Origin of the sequence: Pantoea sp. EKM103V, from assembly GCF_011800365.1 — a bacterium.
In the GTDB taxonomy this organism is placed as follows: Bacteria; Pseudomonadota; Gammaproteobacteria; order Enterobacterales; family Enterobacteriaceae; genus Pantoea; species Pantoea anthophila.
This window is the reverse complement of record NZ_JAALFQ010000001.1, coordinates 429,315-448,786: the sequence shown is the minus strand read 5'-3', so window position 1 is coordinate 448,786 and position 19,472 is coordinate 429,315. Positions and strand designations below refer to the sequence as shown.

At 51.5% G+C, this 19,472-nt stretch carries 17 protein-coding genes; 4 read left to right on the top strand and 13 right to left on the bottom strand.

The features are described 5' to 3' along the window. Positions 1-435: 435 nt before the first annotated feature. Complete coding sequence (locus tag HFD97_RS02240) at positions 436-1,548, top strand: nucleotide disphospho-sugar-binding domain-containing protein (RefSeq protein WP_167431071.1); 1,113 nt, start codon at positions 436-438, stop codon at positions 1,546-1,548. A 378-nt stretch (positions 1,549-1,926) separates the two neighbouring features. On the opposite strand, the gene HFD97_RS02235 is transcribed toward HFD97_RS02240, so the two are convergent. The 10 genes from HFD97_RS02235 to HFD97_RS02190 form a co-directional block, all read right to left on the bottom strand. Further along, positions 1,927-2,190: a hypothetical protein gene (locus HFD97_RS02235; protein ID WP_167431072.1), complete on the bottom strand. Its 264-nt coding sequence runs from the start codon at positions 2,188-2,190 to the stop codon at positions 1,927-1,929. After that, on the bottom strand, positions 2,180-2,545 hold the full coding sequence (locus HFD97_RS02230) for a hypothetical protein (RefSeq protein ID WP_167431073.1): 366 nt from the start codon (positions 2,543-2,545) through the stop codon (positions 2,180-2,182). The genes HFD97_RS02235 and HFD97_RS02230 overlap by 11 nt, the downstream gene beginning before the upstream one ends. Positions 2,546-2,587: 42 nt before the next feature. After that, the gene (locus HFD97_RS02225; RefSeq protein ID WP_167431074.1) at positions 2,588-3,679 is read right to left on the bottom strand and encodes a glycosyltransferase family 2 protein; all 1,092 of its coding nucleotides are present in this window, start codon (positions 3,677-3,679) and stop codon (positions 2,588-2,590) included. Between the two features lie 1,018 nt (positions 3,680-4,697). Continuing rightward, positions 4,698-5,333, bottom strand: a complete 636-nt coding sequence (locus HFD97_RS02220) for a carbonic anhydrase (RefSeq protein ID WP_009091197.1) — start codon at positions 5,331-5,333, stop codon at positions 4,698-4,700. Between the two features lie 521 nt (positions 5,334-5,854). Continuing rightward, complete coding sequence (locus HFD97_RS02215) at positions 5,855-6,304, bottom strand: DUF4385 domain-containing protein (protein WP_009091198.1); 450 nt, start codon at positions 6,302-6,304, stop codon at positions 5,855-5,857. After that, a complete protein-coding gene (gene gsiD / locus HFD97_RS02210) occupies positions 6,301-7,206 on the bottom strand; it encodes a glutathione ABC transporter permease GsiD (RefSeq protein ID WP_009091199.1) in 906 nt (301 codons plus the stop codon). Before gsiD ends, HFD97_RS02215 begins: the two co-directional genes overlap by 4 nt. Continuing rightward, entirely contained in the window at positions 7,203-8,132 is a 930-nt protein-coding gene (gene gsiC, locus HFD97_RS02205) for a glutathione ABC transporter permease GsiC (protein WP_009091200.1), read from the bottom strand. The genes gsiD and gsiC overlap by 4 nt, the downstream gene beginning before the upstream one ends. 45 nt (positions 8,133-8,177) lie before the next feature. Beyond that, positions 8,178-9,713 (bottom strand): glutathione ABC transporter substrate-binding protein GsiB, encoded by a 1,536-nt coding sequence (gene gsiB / locus HFD97_RS02200; RefSeq protein WP_167431075.1) that lies wholly within the window; start codon positions 9,711-9,713, stop codon positions 8,178-8,180. Positions 9,714-9,767: 54 nt separating this feature from the next. Beyond that, entirely contained in the window at positions 9,768-11,624 is a 1,857-nt protein-coding gene (gene gsiA, locus HFD97_RS02195; RefSeq protein WP_167431076.1) for a glutathione ABC transporter ATP-binding protein GsiA, read from the bottom strand. Between the two features lie 9 nt (positions 11,625-11,633). Next, positions 11,634-12,593: an isoaspartyl peptidase/L-asparaginase family protein gene (locus HFD97_RS02190; RefSeq protein WP_167431077.1), complete on the bottom strand. Its 960-nt coding sequence runs from the start codon at positions 12,591-12,593 to the stop codon at positions 11,634-11,636. A 253-nt stretch (positions 12,594-12,846) separates the two neighbouring features. Here HFD97_RS02190 and moeA point away from each other — a divergent pair, with 253 nt between their 5' ends. Together moeA and moeB are read left to right on the top strand one after the other, a co-directional pair. Further along, complete coding sequence (gene moeA / locus HFD97_RS02185) at positions 12,847-14,082, top strand: molybdopterin molybdotransferase MoeA (RefSeq protein ID WP_058957701.1); 1,236 nt, start codon at positions 12,847-12,849, stop codon at positions 14,080-14,082. Beyond that, positions 14,083-14,841, top strand: a complete 759-nt coding sequence (gene moeB / locus HFD97_RS02180) for a molybdopterin-synthase adenylyltransferase MoeB (RefSeq protein ID WP_111208980.1) — start codon at positions 14,083-14,085, stop codon at positions 14,839-14,841. Between the two features lie 90 nt (positions 14,842-14,931). Here moeB and HFD97_RS02175 read toward each other — a convergent pair whose 3' ends face one another. Together HFD97_RS02175 and HFD97_RS02170 are read right to left on the bottom strand one after the other, a co-directional pair. Continuing rightward, complete coding sequence (locus HFD97_RS02175; protein WP_009091206.1) at positions 14,932-16,524, bottom strand: ABC-F family ATPase; 1,593 nt, start codon at positions 16,522-16,524, stop codon at positions 14,932-14,934. Positions 16,525-16,701: 177 nt separating this feature from the next. Next, on the bottom strand, positions 16,702-17,103 hold the full coding sequence (locus HFD97_RS02170) for an H-NS family nucleoid-associated regulatory protein (RefSeq protein ID WP_009091208.1): 402 nt from the start codon (positions 17,101-17,103) through the stop codon (positions 16,702-16,704). Between the two features lie 194 nt (positions 17,104-17,297). Between HFD97_RS02170 and HFD97_RS02165 the strand changes: the two genes are divergently transcribed. Then, complete coding sequence (locus HFD97_RS02165) at positions 17,298-17,600, top strand: hypothetical protein (protein ID WP_167431078.1); 303 nt, start codon at positions 17,298-17,300, stop codon at positions 17,598-17,600. Positions 17,601-17,941: 341 nt separating this feature from the next. On the opposite strand, the gene HFD97_RS02160 is transcribed toward HFD97_RS02165, so the two are convergent. Beyond that, a complete protein-coding gene (locus tag HFD97_RS02160) occupies positions 17,942-19,471 on the bottom strand; it encodes an efflux transporter outer membrane subunit (protein ID WP_009091211.1) in 1,530 nt (509 codons plus the stop codon). Between the last annotated feature and the right edge of the window lies 1 nt (position 19,472).

Genomic DNA, 19,472 nt, shown 5'->3' with positions numbered 1-19,472 from the left:
TTTTTTTATTGTGATCTTGACCACAATATTTTCAATAATATTTTTTAGTTGATTTAACCATCAAAAGATAAAAATGCAATAATTCATTGAGAAAAATAACATGCAAGTCTATTTTAAATAAACTCGGAGTTATCTTTTAACTTACTAAGCATGATTTTATACAAAAGAGAAAACCCCATAGCAATATAAAACCCAAACATATAAATCAGTAATTGACTCTCACAAATCGTTGCTTAGAATGGCACTTGAAAATTTTAACTAATACAAATCGGTAATTACTCATAAAAAATAAAATAATTCTGATTACTCGATTGATGGCATCAACACTGTATTTCATTACTCTTAACAAACTCATCATAAATAAAAAAACATTAACATTTTAATATTTTTCTCATAACTTTAAAAAGCTAGAAATAATTATTATAAGGATTTATCATGCGAATCTTATTTATCGGACCACCGCTGTACGGGCTACTTTTTCCACTTATTTCACTCGCTCAGGCCTTCCGTACTAATGGGCATGAAGTTGTAGTAGCAAGTGCAGGACATTTCGCAAATAAAACCTCGCAGGCAGGACTAACTGCTTTTGATGCCGCTCCAAGCCTTAACATAGAACTTCAATACTGTGAGCGAGAAAAATATCGTAAAAAAAATAATAAAACTGGAAACTTTTCCTTTTTCAGTGACGAAATGGCTGACAAACTCGTCGAATATACAGAAAAATGGCAACCTGATTTAATAATCTATCCTCCATTAGGAGTAGTCGGCGCGATGCTTGCCGCAAAGTTTTCCATTCCTTCTATTGTGCATACAGTTGGGTTTGCACATACTCCAAAACATTTTGAAATAGTTAAACATTCATTCAGGGACGCTTATATTCGCCATAATGTAAAAAAAAACCATCATGATAAAGCATGGATTGATATTGCCCCTCCAAGTATGAGTATTTTATATAATAGCGGTGAGCCTATACTACCTATGCGCTATATTCCTTACAATGGTGGCGCAGTACATGAAAAATGGTGGGAAAGAAAGTCAAATCGTAAACGCTTACTCGTCAGTCTCGGTACAGTTAAGCCTCTAGTTGATGGTTTGAATATGATCTCTTGGGTTATTACAAATGCAAGTGAAGTTGATGCAGAAATTATCTTACATATACCATCCAATGCACGTTCAGGACTGAACCATCTTCCCAATAATGTTAGACTGGTTGAATGGATACCAACAGGTGTATTTCTAAACGGAGCTGACGGATTCATTCATCATGGAGGCGCAGGCAATACACTTACAGCTTTAAATAATGCAATACCCCAACTTATTTTTGGTGAGGGTGCCGATCGACCTGTTAACGCAAAATTGGTAGCAGAGCGCGGTTGCGGGTTAATTACTGGAGCAAGAGGTTTATCCACAGATCTAGTAAATGCTTTTCTTAATAACACATCAATAAAAAAAGTTGCGAAGCAAGTTTCATTTGAAATGGCACTTCAGCCTAGTCCATCAGATGTTGCTAAAGAAATAATATTAAAACTCCCATCATTCATAAAATAGTTTTACTTTTTAAGCTGAAAACGCATCTGTAGAATTGACTTTTTACATTATGATGACGGCGGAGATAGACAATCAGTAAATTCATTTGAAAAATAAAGAATGATATTGAACAAAAAATTAGAGCAGATTTTAATTATACCTTATCGATTGCACAGATAACCTTTTACATTTTATTATTAAACCTTAATACAAAAAATCCGAATGATGATCATAATAATCTATAAAAATCAAATGAACATCATGATTTGCTATCACACAAAAAAGTGAAAGCCGTCTATATGTTGATTAATTACATCGACCTGGCAAATTTAGCAACTTAAATTCGTCTAATAATTAGCCACATCGTGGCTAATTATTCCAGGAGAAAAATTTTCCAGTTCAACTTCCGTTATTTGCACCTGTATTAGCGCCATACCCTCCCGGTCCTGATGCACCGCCATATCCCATACCAGAATATGAAGAACTATCACCACCATAAAAATTGCCAGGCCATGAACAACTATAGCCCAGACCTCCCATAATTCCAGCCCATATTCCTACAGCACCAGTCTCCCATTGGCCTGAACCTTCGCCCCCTACAATTTCCATTAGTTCTATTTTTTCTGACACTTCTTTTAAGACATTCATGTATTCATTTCTCATTATCTAGCTCCTTAATTTTACTTAGTACAGTCGTAACATTTTTACAAGCGTAATCAAATGTATTTAAATAAATAACTCTTTTTTTATCAAAACCGTTTATATAAAATTGAAAGCGCAATCCAGGAGCGCAAACAATTAACATTACACCTTTTTTGATAATCTCTTCGATATCTCCATCTGTATCATCAGCAATGATATCCCAATTGTATCCATTGGATTCAATTTTTCTTTTCACTTCGTTGATATAATTCACATCATTATAGTAACCAAAGAGTCCTGCCCCAATTCCATGCAAAGGAGAACGACCTATTGTTGGAGATGGCTTCGAGACAAAATATATTTTACAAGCACACATAAGTTTTCTCATGATTGCATTAGAAATCTAAAAGCAATAATTTTAATTTAATGGGGATCTACAACTTAATACTTCTTGCATTAATTTTTCTGATTCGTTTATTAAGCCTATTTCCTTAAGATAAATCGACAAAGCAGTATCAATATGCAAACCCTCTGAGTGGATCATCCCGTCATGATTTAACTGATGTTCGTTTTTAACATCTATAATTTGGCGCACTCTTTTTTTTGCAAGCCTTTTAAAAATAAAAATATCATACATCAATTCATAATAGAGAGAATTACTATTATTAGGAATCAGTTTGTTCATTGCTTCCAAAACTGTTTTGAATTGAATTTCACTTTCTAGAGTTACTAGTTGTGCCTTAGCCAAAAGATCCAGCATTGCAAATGTATACTTTCCAAAATTCATATTATCACATGAAAAATCTTTATCCTTATCTATTTTTAGGATATTAAATATTTCACTAATGATATGATATGCATCATACTTAAAAAAATTATCTCTGATGGAAAAATACTTCCATCGCATATTTTCTGGCTCTATTTCGATGTTTTTCTTATTCATCGCATTATTTCTTTCTATCTTTTTTTTAGCGCAGACAACATCGTTCATGTAACCATCATGATAGACTAGTATATTGACTGCTATGCTAATAACTTCTTTTTTGCTTTTGTACCTTAACTCTTCGTGAACATGACCAAAGTAAAAAAAACTACCATTATTAAAAAATATTCTTTGTATATTCTTTAATTCATTGCCATCATGGTTTTTTATTATAGGGCAATATGCGAATGGAGCGGATAGTTTAGAAGGTTTTTTTTTGTTTAACTCCTCAAGTATTCCCTGTCTACTTGTTGATAAATATTCATCTCCATCAATAAAAAACACATATTCTGAAGTCGATTTGCTGATAGCAAAGTTTCTGGCATCTGAAAAACTTCCCCTCCAAACCAAATTAAATAACTTTATTTTAACGCCATTAAAACCCTCTATCAATTTTAAAGTTTTATCAGTAGATCCAGTATCAACGATGACAATTTCATCGAAAACATTAGAAATACTATCAAGACACCTTTTAATGCAACGTTCTTCATTCTTTAAAATCAAAGCCGCAGTGATTGAAACATCCATGTAGTCACCATTGAAATATTCTCATAGCCTATCAACCTTACAAACACTCTTCCGAAAATTGCAAACTAATTTAATCTGAAAACTACAAATCAAATATAATGTTGTAAGCTATCAAATTTATGTGATAACTAAAATAACATTAAAAAATTTTTTTTAAATGGTATATTTTTATTTTAAAGATAAATTACTATGTTTGTGATTCATCTCACAAAGTATGAATGAAACAAACTAAGAAAAACAAACATTATTTAACAGAAAATTTTCCAGACAACCAAATCTTAAACCTTACCGTTTCTTTTTATTAAAGCATTGTTATACTATCTTCTAATTAAGCCAAGAGCTTTATATCCAAAAAATATAATTGCCTTATAAATAAAAGTTTAGATACAGTATATTCATAAATATTTTTTGCTAAGCAAGACAAGCACATGCCAAACACTGGGGTTTGATTTCTATATCGATATTTCATCTTTAAAACTTTTATATTTTTCAAAACAAACTGCAATCCTATGTAGATATTTAGCTTCAAAACTTCATGCTTTTATTTTATTTAACTTCCCTAAACTTGATTTTACATACCTAATATTGGGATAGACTTGCTATCTTAAGGATTATCGGGGGAATTATTTCCCACGCCTTAAATGGTAAATACTTTACGCCATAATTATTATAGCCTGATGTGGAAAATTTATGCCGTTTAAAAACCAACACCACTGTTTATGTTTAATGATACTGCCTGATGTAAAACTCATTGGTTAGCATGATGATTTTAATACACCATAAGTGTGATTTAAAATAATGGTTTGATTTATAAAATGAAAATTACCATTTTATATAAGAAGAAATAACTCGCAATTTTTTGCCAGGTCTTGATATAGTAAAACGAAATATACTGCTTGCATTAATACAGTTCAATATTACAACTTTTCTTTGTCGATTCAGGGTTACGCATACTTTCGGGCCGTCAAGAGCACTGCGCAACTGAAAACCCGCCGCAGGACGCAGCGGGTGAAAGGCATTACTCGAAGCAGGTGTCCGGATTCTCAGACAGGGTGATGAACTGCTTGCCACCCTGGGTCAGCGCCATAATGGTGCCGCTTTCGATATCGTAAACCCAGCCATGCAGACGCAGTTTGCCGTTACGCAGTGCGACGGAAACCGAAGGGTGGGTTTTCATGTTATTCAGCTGCGCGATCACGTTCTCTTTGACCATCTCATTCAGCTTCTTCTCCGGTGAGTCATACTCACGCTGCTCGACCACCGCTTTTGCCGCATCGGCATAGCGCAGCCAGTGCTCTACTGCGGGCATGGTGTCCATGCAGGCGCAGGAAGCAATGGCGTTCATGGCACCACAGTTGGAGTGACCGCAGATGATGATGTCGGAAACGCCCAGCGCGACCACGGCATATTCGATTGTCGCGGACACACCGCCAGGCTCCGGGCCAAATGAGGGAACGATGTTGCCCGCGTTGCGGATAACGAACAGCTCTCCTGGCTCCTGCTGCGTCACCAGCTCTGGCACCAGACGGCTGTCTGAACAGGAGATGAACAGGGCTTTCGGATTTTGATTTGACGCCAGGCTTTTGAAAAGATCCTTCCTTTCAGGAAACACATTCTGCTGGAAATTCAGAAATCCTTTGATGATCTCTTTCATTATTTAGCTCTCACATTATCCATTTCATTACCTGAGGGGCATAGCCCCCTCAGTGGGGTTAGCGGGTTTATTATTAATGAAAACAAGTGAATATCAACCCGCGTTTTTTATTAAGTGCTGAGGCCACGTTACAGATAGCGCTTCGCTTATCCGCCAGACAGCGGTCCAGGCGGCGATTTCTTTTTATAGCACGGTGAGTTACCACGACGCGCCCGTTTTTCTCTGAGCCTGATGCGGGTCTGCAAAGCGAACAGGCTTTTACGCGTTTTTTCACTACTTTACGTCGTGCGCCAGGCTGAAATCGTTTTCAGTCATTCACGCTCAACGGACGCATCGCATCCGGCGGATTGCTGCGCCGTGAGCGTAATCCGCTGGGTGCAGTCAGTCAGCAGGGTTTTGATGGGAAGAAGCAGGAAAGATGAAATAGCGCGGAAAGCGGAGGCACTGCGGCGTGAAATAAATTTCGCCTCCCCGGCGCTGCAGACGCGCCGGGCAGAAAAGCGGTCATGCTGGTTCAGCGGTTAGCCATAAAGTTGCTGATGCGCCTTTTTCCGTTGCAGATAGTCCTCATCGGCCCGGAGACGGTCCCAGTAAGCTTTGAAAATGGCCGCCGCCGCGGCTTTTTCTTCGTTGACGCCACGCGGCAGCTCCTTGCCTTCAGCGTCATATTTTCGTCCGCCCTTGTGATTGCTGTAGCGGCGGGCACGGGTATAGCCCATCTGGATAAACTTGCGCGCCATATCCATGCCGACAAAGTCATCCTGACGCCGGTAATCTTCAAACAGCGCCATGATCTTTTCTGCCGACTCTTCAGCAATGGGAACGGTGCGAAATCGCCAGTGAGGCAGGATTTCGCTCTTATAAGGCTCGACCATCAGCACACCCTGCTCCCCGCGGCCGACCTGATATCGCTCTGGGTGCTTACGGAAGTCGATAGTGCTGAAGTCCTGATCATAATCGAAAGGTTTCATGTCTTTAGTTTAGGATCAAGTGCGTCGCGCAGCCCGTCTCCGAGTAAATTAAATGCCAGAACAGTGAAGAAGATCGCCAGACTGGGGAAAATCGCCACGTGCGGCGCGATAACCATGTCGGCGCGCGCCTCGTTCAGCATGGCGCCCCACTCCGGCGTGGGCGGTTGTGCCCCTAAACCCAGAAAAGAGAGACTGGCAGCGGTGATGATGGAGGTGCCGACGCGCATGGTAAAATAGACCACAATCGGTGAGACCGTCCCCGGCAGGATATGTCGCATCAGAATGGTCCAGTCAGAGGCGCCGATGCTGCGCGCTGACTCAATAAAGGTCTGATGCTTGAGTACCAGCGTATTGCCGCGCACCAGGCGGGCAAAAGCCGGGATGCTGAAGATGGCTACCGCCACAATCACATTGCTCATGCCGCTGCCCATAATGGCGACGACCGCTATCGCCAGCAGAATGCCGGGAAAGGCAAACAGCACATCACAGATGCGCATGATGATGCGGTCCCACCACCCTTCATAATATCCCGCCAGCAGGCCAGAGAGGGTGCCAATCAGCGCGCCGATCAACACAGAGAAGAAGCCCGCAATCAGGGAAATACGCGTGCCGACCAGCACCCGGCTGAAGATATCGCGCCCCAGCGAGTCCACACCAAACAGGTGCATCAGTGACGGCCCCTCATTGAGCCGGTCATAATCGAAATAGTTCTCCGCATCGAACGGCGCAACCCACGGTGCGATAAATGCCAGTACAATCAGCATCAGCACAAACAGGCCCGCCAGCAGCGCCACCGGCTGCCGTCTGAAACGCCGCCAGAACTCACGCCACGGCGTCCGCACCCGATTCTCCGCGAGCAACGGCATGCTTTTCAGTGCCGCTTCGCGTCGCCAGTTTTTCATCGCGACTCCTTAAAGCGAATAGCGGGATTGATGACCGCATAGAGCATGTCGGTAAACAGATTGATCAGAATAAACTCCAGTGAAAACAGCAGGACCTCTGCCTGAATCACCGGGTAGTCGCGCATCGTCACAGAATCGACCAGCAGACGTCCCAGGCCAGGCCAGTTGAAAACCACTTCAACCACAATCGAGCCACCCAGCAGAAAACCGAACTGCAGGCCCATCATGGTCACGACCGGGATCATGGCATTGCGCAGGCCATGTTTGACCACCACCAGCGACTCGCGTACCCCTTTGGCCCGCGCCGTCCGCATGTAGTCTTCCTGCATGACCTCGACAAAGGAGGCGCGGGTAAAACGGGCCATCACCGCCGCGACCGCGGCACCTAAGGTGATCGAAGGCAGGATGTAGTGTTTCCAGCTCTCTGCACCTACCGTCGGCAGCCATCCCAGCTCAACCGAGAAGACCTGCATCAGCAGCATGCCGAGTGCAAAGGCGGGGAACGAAATGCCCGACACCGCCAGCGTCATGCCCAGCCGATCGGGCCAGCGGTTGCGCCAGACGGCAGAGACAAGGCCAATCGCCATGCCAAAAATCACCGCCCAGACCATGCTGACCAGCGTCAGCCAGAGGGTCGGCATAAAGCGCGTGGCGATCTCTTCGGCGACCGGCCGTTTCGACACCATCGACTGGCCAAAATCGCCCTGCAGCGCATTCAGTAAAAAGTGCCAGAACTGCTGCGGCAGCGGCAGATCCAGCCCCAGCTCCTGCCGCACCAGCGCCACCACGGAGGCATCGGCTTCCGGTCCGGCGATCAGGCGTGCGGGATCGCCCGGCAGCAGGTGCACAAACAGGAACACCAGCACCGCCACAATCAGCAGCGTCGGGATCAGCCCGAAAAGTCGTTTAATGAAATAGTTAAACATGCAACATCCTGCAGCTGCGGCCAGCCCGCGGGCTGGCCGGCTCCGTTACTTCAGAGTCGCCTCATCAAAATTGAATGAGGTATCGGGCATCACATAAAAACCGCTGAGGTTTTTGCTGTTGGCAGAGACCAGCTGCTCAACCACCAGCGGGATCCAGGGGTGATCCTGCCAGATGGTATCCTGCGCATCTTTGTAGAGGCGCGCTTTCTCGGTACGGTCGGTGGTTTTCAGCGCATCGGCCAGATCTTTATCGACCTTTGGATTGCTGTAAAACGCAGTGTTGAAGATGGCCGGTGGCCAGGCTGCAGTGGCGAACAGCGGCGTCAGCGCCCAGTCTGCTTCGCCGGTTGAGGCGGACCAGCCGGTATAGAACATCCGCACGCCGCTCTCTTTCTGCCCTTTGCCCTCCACTTCCGCCGCACGCTGACCGGCATCCATCGCCGTGACCTTAACCTTCACGCCCACCTGTGCCAGCTGCTGCTGGGTGAACTGCAGCACCTTCTGCGCAGTACTGTGGTTGTGCGACGACCAGAGCGTGGTCTCAAAACCGTTCGGATAGCCCGCCTCTTTCAGCAGCGCTCTGGCTTTAGCCGGGTCGTAGCTTATCGCCGGATAGCTCTGCGCAAAGTCGATGGAGGGCGGCACAACGCCGGTCGCTGGCGTCGCATATCCGGAGAACGCCACTTTCGCCAGCGCCTGACGGTTGATGGCGTATTCCAGCGCCTCGCGCACTTTCGGGTTATCGAACGGCTTCTGAGTAACGTTGAGGCTGATGTAGCGCTGCATGATGGATGGCGTGGTCACCACATCCAGCTTGCTGTTCTGCTCCAGCAGCTTCGCCTGCTCATAAGGCACCGGGAAAGCGAAGTTCGCCTCACCGGTCTGCAGCATCGCCGCACGGGTGTTGTTATCCACCACCGGACGCCAGGTGATGCTGTCCAGTTTCGGATAGCCCGGCTTCCAGTAGCCATCCCACTTCTTCACCTTCACAAAGTCAGTCTGATTCCAGGTTTCAAACAGAAACGGACCGGTCCCGACCGGATGGAAACCGATCTCTTTGCCATATTTTTTCAGCGCAGTGGGCGAAATCATCGCCGCCGCCGGGTGCGCCAGGATGTTGATAAAGGCGGAGAACGGCTCCTTCAGCGTCACTTTAACCGTGGTCGGATCCACCACTTCGGTGCTGGCGATATGTTTAAACAGGTTGTAGCGCTTGAGGTGATTATCGGGATTGCTGGCGCGATCGAGGTTGACCTTCACAGCTTCGGCATTGAAGTCCGTGCCGTCCTGGAATTTGATGCCGGAACGCAGCTTAATGGTGTAGGTCAGTCCGTCCGGGCTGGCCTGATAGCTTTCCGCCAGCACGTTGGTCAGCTTCATCGCTTTATCAAAGCCGAACAGGCCCTGATAGAAAGATTTGGCGACCGCCTGCGACAGCGTGTCGTTGGCATCATAGGGGTCGAGCGTCGTGAAATTGGACGCGACGGCAATCACCGCATCCTGTGCTGCCCAGGCGGGCAGTGCCATTGCGCTGCTTAACACGCCAGCCGCCAGTAACCCTTTACGCATCGTCATCTGCATCTTGTTCTCCTGTAATCCCTGTCGGGTTGGTCGCCGGGGCGACATCGTCACTGTTCAGGTCGCACTGATAACGTGGCGCGCGACGAAATGGCCCGGAGCCACCTCCATCAGCGGCGCCACTTCAGGCTCATCCCCTAAGGCATGGATCGGGCTGGGGATCTCATCGACCAGTAAGGCTCGTTCACGACGGCGGTGAGCCGGATCGGCTACCGGCACCGCCGCCATAAGTTTGCGGGTATAGGGATGCTGCGGCTGCTCAAAGACCGCCTGACGCGGCCCTATCTCGACAATCTGACCGAGATACATCACCGCCACGCGGTGGCTGATCCGCTCGACCACCGCCATATCGTGAGAAATAAAGAGAAAGGCGATGCCAAACTCGCGCTGCAGGTCGAGCATCAGATTGATAATCTGCGCCTGAACTGACACATCCAGCGCAGAGACTGACTCGTCGGCGATCACCACTTTAGGGTTCAGCGCCAGCGCACGGGCGATGCAGATTCGCTGACGCTGTCCGCCGGAAAATTCATGCGGATAGCGCTGAGCATGCTCCGGCAGCAGACCCACTTTATCCAGCAGCCAGGCGACGCGCTGCTCCGCCTCGCGTCGCGGCATCACCTTATGTACCAACAGCGGCTCCATGATTGAAAAACCCACCGTCAGGCGTGGATCGAGTGAGGCATAAGGGTCCTGAAAGATAAACTGAATGTCGCGTCGCAGATGGGCCAGCGCGGCACCGGAAAGCGTATCTATCCGCTGTCCGTCGAAGGTCAGCGTACCGCCCTGGCTCGCCACCAGCCTGAGCAGTGAACGTCCGGTGGTGGATTTACCGCAGCCTGATTCGCCCACCAGCGCCAGTGTCTCACCGGCATAGAGGTCAAAACTGACTTTTTCGACGGCGTGAACCCGGCTTTTAACCCGATTCAGCAGCCCGCCGCGAATATCGAAGCGGGTCACCAGATCGCGCACCTGTAAAATCGGGGGCTGCCGACGGCGTACCGTATCCTGCGGCACGTCTTGGGCCGCGTCGCTGTGCAGCAGGGGAAATTTCGCGGGCAACGGCTGGCCCTGCATGGCGCCGAGCTTTGGCACGGCGGCCAGTAGCGCCTGGGTGTAGGGCTGTTCCGGTGCGCTGAACAGCCGGTCGACCGGGGCTTTTTCCACCACCTCGCCGCGGTACATCACCTGAACCCGGTCAGCCATTTCAGCCACCACGCCCATATCGTGAGTGATAAAAATCACCCCCATCTGCATCTCTTTCTGCAGCACGCGGATAAGCTGCAGAATCTGCGCCTGAATCGTCACATCGAGCGCCGTGGTTGGCTCATCGGCAATCAGCAGGGCGGGTTTGCAGCAGAGTGCCATTGCAATCATCACCCGCTGGCGCATCCCGCCTGACAGCTGATGTGGAAACCGGGAGAGGACATTTTGCGCATCAGGGATCCGCACCAGGTCCAGCATCCGGCGCGCTTCCGCCAGCGCGGCGGCATGACTCTGTCCCTGATGCAGACGAATCGATTCGGCGATCTGCTCGCCAACGGAGAAGACGGGATTCAGCGAGGTCATCGGCTCCTGAAAGATCATCGCCATATCGGCGCCGCGCACCCGGCGCATCTGCTGCTTTGAGGCACGCATCAGATCCAGCACCTCCCCATTGCGACGGCGCAGCAGCGCTTCGCCACTGACCTGGCCTCCCGCCTGCTCGATGAGCCGCATCAGCGCCAGAGATGTGACCGATTTGCCTGAACCTGACTCGCCCACCAGCGCCAGCGTCTCGCCGCGAAACAGATCGAGTGACAAATGGCGCACCGCGCGGGTCAGGGTCGCCTCATGCTGAAATTCTACGCTGAGATCGCGCACCGCCAGCACCTGCTCAGGGGCCAGGGTCGGATGCGTTTGCCTGTCGCTCATCTCTGCTCCTTAACTTTCGCGGTAGATAGCGACTTCCGCTGGCTCGCCCACCCGGGCGACGCCGCGGTACATTCCCTCGCTGTTAAACGGCAGGGCCACATTGCCCGCACGATCGACAGCAATCAGGCCGCCGCTGCCGCCCAGCTCCAGCACGCTGTCATGAATGACATTGACGCTGGCCTGTTGCAGCGTACGACCGGCATAGCGCATCTGTGCCGCCACGTCATAAGCGGCCAGCGTGCGCATAAATACTTCACCGGTGCCGGTACAGGAGACCGCCACGCTGTCGTTGCTGGCATAGCAGCCCGCACCCGGCAGCGGCGAGTCGCCTACCCGTCCGGCCTGTTTATTGGTCATGCCGCCCGTTGAGGTCGCCGCGGCCAGATTGCCCTCCAGGTCCAGCGCCACCGCGCCCACCGTGCCAAACTTGCGGTCAGGGTCGAGCGGGTCGTCGTGGTGAGCCGCGCCATCATGGTCCAGCACCGCCGAATCGCTATTCAGCGCGCGCTGCAACTGTTCCCACCGTTCCGGCGTCGAGAAGTAGTCGGGGCTCACCAGCGCCAGCCCGTTCGCCACCGCGAACTGTTCAGCCCCTTCACCAATGAACAGCACATGCTCGCTTTTTTCCAGCACGGCTCGCGCCGCCAGAACCGGGTTGCGCACCCGCGTCACGCCGGCGACGGCGCCCGCCTCCAGCGTGCGCCCATCCATGATGCAGGCATCGAGTTCATGCGTGCCCTGATGGGTAAATACCGCGCCCTTACCGGCATTAAACAGCGGACACTCTTCAAGCAGCCGCACCGCCTCCGTTACCGCATCGAGTGCGCTGCCACCCTGCGCCAGGATCTGCTGGCCCTGAGTGACAATCTCCTGCAGCGCCTGACGATATGCCTGTTCTTTTTCAGCGCTCATCGCTGAGCGCGTAATGGCACCCGCGCCGCCGTGAATGGCAATCACTGCTTTAACCATAACGCTCTGCCCTGTTGCATCCGCATGAAAAACACTGATTTAAAATGGTTTTCATCCATTTTTGATGATTTTTGACTATAGAAAGCCTGCTAAGGGTTGTAAAGCGGAAACTGTTCCTGTGGTTATAACCTTTTCTTACCACCCTATATCATTTTGGCCCTTGTCGCGGGCAAGCCCGGGGTGACACCGATGTGACTCAGCGGCCAATTGCAACCATAATAGGCAGCATCTGAATTCACCAGGCTGGACCCTTATGGAAAGTTTTACTGCAGGTTTGATCTCCCTTGAGGAGGCGCAACAAAAAATGCTCGCGCAGCTGACGCCCATCGCCGACGCTGAGAACGTGTCGCTGGCCGCGGCGGCTGGCCGCATCACGGCAAAAGCGGTGACCTCCCCTATCGCCGTACCGCCCTTTGATAACTCCGCGATGGATGGTTACGCCGTCAGGCTGGCAGATATCAGCCGCGGTGAGCCGCTGCCGGTGGCCGGTAAAGCCTTCGCTGGCGCACCCTTCAGTGGTGAGTGGCCGCAGGGCAGCGTGATCCGCATCATGACCGGTGCGCCGGTTCCCGCAGGCTGCGACGCGGTGGTGATGCAGGAGCAGACGGAAACGCGTGAGGGGGCCGTTGTGATCACCGCACCGGTGCGTCCCGGCCAGAATATCCGCCTGACCGGCGACGATATTCAGCCCGGTCATGTCGTGCTGGAAGCGGGCACGCGGCTGGGCGCGGCGGAACTGCCGCTGCTGGCTTCGCTGGGGATCGCGCAGGTCAGCGTAGTGCGAAAAGTGCGGGTGGCGATCTTCTCCACCGGTGATGAACTGCAGCCGGTGGGGGAACCGCTGGCCGAAGGCGCAATTTACGATACTAACCGTTTCGCCGTGTCGCTGATGCTGAATAAGCTCGGCTGTGACGTCATCGACCTGGGGATTATCAAAGACGATCCGGCGGCCCTGCGGGCGGCTTTCGCAGAGGCGGATCGGCAGGCGGATGTGGTGATCAGCACCGGCGGTGTCTCAGTCGGGGAAGCGGACTTTACCAAAACGATGCTGGAAGAGCTGGGGGCAATCAGCTTCTGGAAGCTGGCGATCAAACCCGGCAAACCCTTTGCTTTTGGCCGCCTCAGCCACAGCTGGTTCTGCGGTTTACCGGGTAACCCGGTCTCGGCTGCTGTCACCTTTTATCAGCTGGTTCAGCCACTGCTGGCGAAACTTACCGGCCTGCAGAAATCGGCTCTGCCGCCGCGTCAGAAAGTGCGCTGCGCCTCTGCGCTCAAAAAATCACCGGGCCGGCTCGACTTCCAGCGTGGCATCCTGCGCCAGAACGCGCAGGGTGAGCTGGAGGTGCAGACCACCGGCATGCAGGGTTCCCACGTCTTCAGCTCTTTTGCGCAGGCAAACTGCTTCATAGTGCTGGAGCGGGAGCGCGGCAATGTGGAGCCTGGCGAATGGGTTGAGGTGGAACCCTTCAACGCCCTGCTGGAGGCGTAAATGCTGCCTGAATTAAGCGATGAGGAGATGCTGCGCTACAACCGGCAGATTGTCCTGCGCGGTTTCGATTTTGACGGTCAGGAGCGACTTAAAGCCAGCCATGCGCTGATCGTCGGGCTGGGCGGACTTGGCTGTGCCGCCGCGCCCTGGCTGGCGTCAGCCGGGATCGGCAGCCTGACGCTGCTTGACTTCGACACGGTGTCGCACTCTAACCTGCAACGGCAGATACTGCATCATGACGCCGATATTGGCTGTGCCAAAGTCGAATCGGCGGCACAAAGCCTGGCGGCCATCAATCCTCACTGTCAGCTGCATCCGGTCAACGGCCAGCTGGATGACACGGCGCTGCTGGCGCTGATAGCCCGCCAGCAGGTGGTACTGGACTGCACCGACAATGTTGCGGTGCGGGAGCAGCTCAACCGGCTCTGTCGCCAGCAGGGCGTCCCGCTGGTCTCCGGGGCGGCAATTCGTATGGAAGGCCAGATCAGCGTATTCAACTGGCAGCCCGGCACGCCCTGCTATCGCTGTATCAGCCGCCTGTTTGGCGAACAGACCCTGAGTTGTGTCGAAGCAGGCGTCATGGCCCCGCTGGTTGGGGTGATTGGTGCAATGCAGGCGATGGAAGCGATTAAGGTCCTGACGGCCTTTGGCACACCGGCCACCAGCCGGTTGCTGATGTACGATGCCATGAGTGCAGAATTCCGCAGCATGAAAGTGGCGCAGGATGCGCACTGTGAAGTGTGTGGCGATGGGGCATAGGCTCCCTGAAGGTGGCTTCAGCCGCAGAGTGATTACGTTGCGGCCCATTCCGGGCCAAAAAAAGGGGGTGGCCTGCGCCACCCCCTTCTATCAGACGATTCCCTGACTGCGCAGGTAGTCTTCATAGTTGCCGGTGAAGTCCACCACCTTATCTGCTTTCAGCTCAATCACGCGGGTTGCCAGCGAGCTGACAAATTCACGGTCGTGCGACACAAACACCAGTGTGCCTTCATACATCTCCAGCGCCATATTGAGCGATTCAATCGACTCCATATCCAGGTGGTTAGTCGGCTCATCCATAATCAGGATGTTCGGTTTCTGCATCATCAGCTTGCCGAACAGCATGCGCCCTTTCTCACCACCGGAAAGCACCTTCGCCGGTTTCTTAATATCATCCTGTGAAAACAGCAGGCGACCCAGAATACCGCGAATCGTCTGCTCATCATCACCGGGCTGTTTCCACTGACTCATCCAGTCAAATACGGTCAGATCATTAGCAAAATCTTCGGCGTGATCCTGCGCGTAATAACCAATGCGCGCATTCTCTGACCATTTAACGCTGCCATTATCGGGCTCAAGTTGCCCTACCAGCGTCTTCAGCAGCGTCGATTTACCAATACCGTTGGCGCCGATGATCGCCAGCTTTTCGCCCACTTCCATCAGCAGATTTAAATTTTTAAACAGCGGACCGTTATCAAACCCTTTGGTTAATCCTTCCACTTCCAGGGCATTTCGGAACAGCTTCTTATCCTGCTCAAAACGGATAAACGGGTTCTGACGACTGGACGCTTTCACTTCTTCCAGTTTAATTTTATCCATCTGTTTTGCGCGCGATGTCGCCTGACGCGATTTAGAGGCGTTGGCGCTGAAACGGCTGACGAACGACTGCAGGTCAGCAATCTGCGCTTTTTTCTTGGCGTTGTCAGATAACAGACGTTCACGCGCCTGGGTTGCGGCGGTCATATATTCGTCATAGTTACCGGAATAGACACGCAGCTCGCCATAATCCAAATCCGCCATGTGGGTGCAGACCATATTAAGGAAGTGACGGTCATGCGAAATGATAATCATGGTGCTGTCACGTTCATTCAGCACCTGCTCCAGCCAGCGAATGGTATCGATGTCCAGGTTGTTGGTTGGTTCATCGAGTAACAGAATATCGGGATTGGAAAACAGCGCCTGCGCCAGCAGCACGCGCAATTTAAAGCCCGGCGCAATTTCGCTCATCGGGCCATAATGCTGTTCAACCGGAATACCGACACCGAGTAATAACTCACCGGCACGGGATTCGGCGCTATAGCCATCCATCTCACCGTAAAGCGCCTCAAGGTCACCGACCTTATACCCCTCTTCTTCGCTCATTTCTGGCAAAGAATAAATACGGTCGCGCTCCTGCTTAACTTCCCATAATTCATGGTGACCCATGATCACGGTGTCCAGCACGCTGAATTGTTCAAAGGCGAACTGATCCTGACGCAGCTTACCGATACGCTCGTTGGGATCGTAAGAGACGTTGCCGGCTGAAGGCACCAGATCGCCACCCAAAATCTTCATGAAGGTGGATTTTCCGCTGCCGTTCGCACCGATTAAACCGTAACGATTACCGCCGCCAAATTTAACGGAGATATTCTCGAACAGTGGCTTACTGCCAAACTGCATGGTGATATTGCTGCTAACTAACACGGCATTGACCTTTGTGAAGAGAGTGGATGAAAAAACGGCGGCTATTATGCCAGATGTGACGCAGCGCACGCCAGCGTCGGGGATGGATTGCTGGCCGGGTGATTGATATCCCGACAGAAATAAAAAAGCCGGCAGGCCATCATGGCCCCCGGCTCCCACTTACAAGGATTGTGTCGATCAATCGATCAGGAAGCTGTCCAGGCTTTTACCGGAATCCAGCGCTTTTTTAATCGCTGCCGGGGTACGGCCCTGGCCAGTCCAGGATTTCTGCTCACCGTTTTCATCGGTGTAAGTATATTTAGCCGGACGCGGCGCACGCTTGGTGCGTTTTTTTCCGCTTTCCAGGGCACCTAATAATTCATTAGGATCGATGCCGTCAGCCAGCAGCATTTCGCGATATTTAGAGAGCTTTTCTTCTTTTTCGCGATTCTGCGTCTCTTCTGCTTCTGCTTCTTCGCGGCGCTCAGTCACAACAACAGTTAATTTTTCCAGGATCTCTTCAAGATCGGTCAGTGGCAGTTCACGAGCCTGGGCACGTAATGTGCGAATATTGTTCAGTACCTTAAATGCGTCACTCATCACAATGTCCTTGATTAAGGGGGGTTAATAAAACTGTAGCGGCAAGATTACCTAATTCAAATAAAAAAATAAATTATTTTTACGCCCCAGATAATTCTTAAGTATTAATTATGCCGAAATATGGCTTTTAAAATCGGACCCGCCTGAGGTTTATTAACGATGAATTAACAACAAACCGGGCCTGTGTCCCTGTATTGAAAACGATTTCAGCCGGACGTTACCGCCTGCAGAGGCATATTCGCATCTGCGAAAGCGTGCAGGCTCAGGCCCGCTATTTCTGGTTTGTCGCCAATGCTCTGGCGATAAAAAAAGGCCGGAAAGGCTACCTCTGTCACAATAGTTTACAGTTCATGATTAAAAATTGCCCTTCTCATCGGGCAATAACGTTAAAGAATTATCGCCCTATTCGATTTTATTATGACAGTCGAGACGTTCCCGGCATGTTTTACCGCTGCGTTTTTCAGCAGCGTCAGATTATTCGCAGAGAAGAGCGTTGAACAACAGCGGTCGCGTTCTGCAGACGCTGGCGAATAGTCATGCGCGTTCTGAGTGGCATTAAAAAAGCATCCTGAAATAAACGCAGAAAGGTGATGCAGCTCAAAATCTTAAATTGAACTGATGCCAGCCACATAAATAATAACGCCCTGACCGCTGCGCAGATAATAGCCCTGCTGTCAGGCCTGTTTTATTTTCGGCCATTTTATCCTGACGAATTCCGGCAACGATTGCCGCTGATTCAATGAGTTAGATTATCGGTAAACGGAAGATGGCGGGCTGACCGCGCAGTGGAGAGGGATAAGCAGGCGGTCACGGCAGCAGCGCCGCGACCGCCTGAGAACTAATTGGCCTGGGTGGCCGGACCGAAGACGGAGTAGTGCGGCATCTCAACAGTCTGATATGTTTCCCAGCCGCCGCCCAGTGCTTTATAGAGCGCCACCAGATCGAGTGCGCTCTGCATCCGTGCCTGGGTTGCCTGCTCCTGTGCCTGCGCAAGCTGGCGCTGTGCATCCAGCACCTCCAGGAAGGTGGAGAGCCCCTGACGGTAGCTGTCGCTGGCGAGATCAAAGGCACGCTGAAGAGCACCGGTTGTCTCATCCAGCGCGGTGACGCGCTGCTGATCGGCGCGATAGCTGACCAGCGCATTCTCCACATCCTGCAGCGCCGTCAGCACCGTCTGGCGATAATCCAGTGCGGCACTCGCCTGCTGTGCCCGCGCCAGCTTCACGCTCGACACCAGCTGTCCGCCCTGGAAAATCGGAATCGATAAAGAGGGGCCAAAGCTGTAGAAATGGCTGCTCCAGTTATCCAGGTAGCTGACGTCCGTGTTACGCACGCCCAGCTGGCCGGTCAGCGACAGGCTCGGGAAAAGCTGCGCGACAGAGACGCCAATTTCCGCGGTCTGCGCATGCAGTGTCGCTTCAGCCTGACGAATATCAGGACGACGGCGCGCCAGCGTTGAAGGGATACCCACCTGCACAAACTGAGGCAGCGGCGGCAACGGTTTCGGCGTACTGAGTTCCGCATCCAGCGCGCCCGGCGTTTTGCCAAGCAGCACCGCCAAGCCGTTCATCGCCTGCCGCGCCTGCGACTGATACTGCGGCAGTTGCGCCTGCAGCGTGCTCAGCTGGGCCCGGGCATTCTCCACGTCGGTCAGCGGCGCCAGACCATTACGCTGCTGGCTCTGCGTCAGCTCGGTTGTCTGCTGCGCCACACTGATCTGCTGCTCCAGCGTCTGGATGGTGCTCTGCGCCCCGCGCAGCTGCAGCCAGGCGCGCGCCACTTCCGCTTCCAGTGAGACCAGCGCATCATTGCGCTGCTCAATCGCCGCCTGCTGCTGGGCAGTGGCGGCCTCAACCTGACGGCGCACTTTGCCCCACAGATCCAGCTCCCAGCTCGCATCGAAGCTGCCCTGGTAGAGATTGACCGGCTGGGTCAGGCCGTTGAGCTGACTGGCTACGTTACTGTCGAGCTGATCGGTGGCCCCATTCGCTTTCAGCAAGCCTTCCAGACCGAGCTGCTGACGCGTCACTTTGGCCGAACCGCTCAGGCTGGGTAACAGGCTACCCTGCGCCTGTGTCAGCTGTTCGCGTGCCCCGGCAATACGCAGTACCGTCTGCTGCAGGCTCAGGTTGCCCGCTATCGCCCGCTCAATCAGGCTGTCGAGCTGCGGATCGTTAAAGCTTCGCCACCAGCGGGAATTAATCGCGGCGCTTTGGGGTACGGACGCCTCCTGAGACGCCATGGCGTTAAAGCTGCCCGGAACGGCCGGTTTCGGCGCCTGATAGTCAGGCCCGACGGCGCAACCCGCCAGGGCGAGAGCCAGCAGTAAACTCACGGGTTTCAGGCGATGAGAGTAAAAAACCTTCATG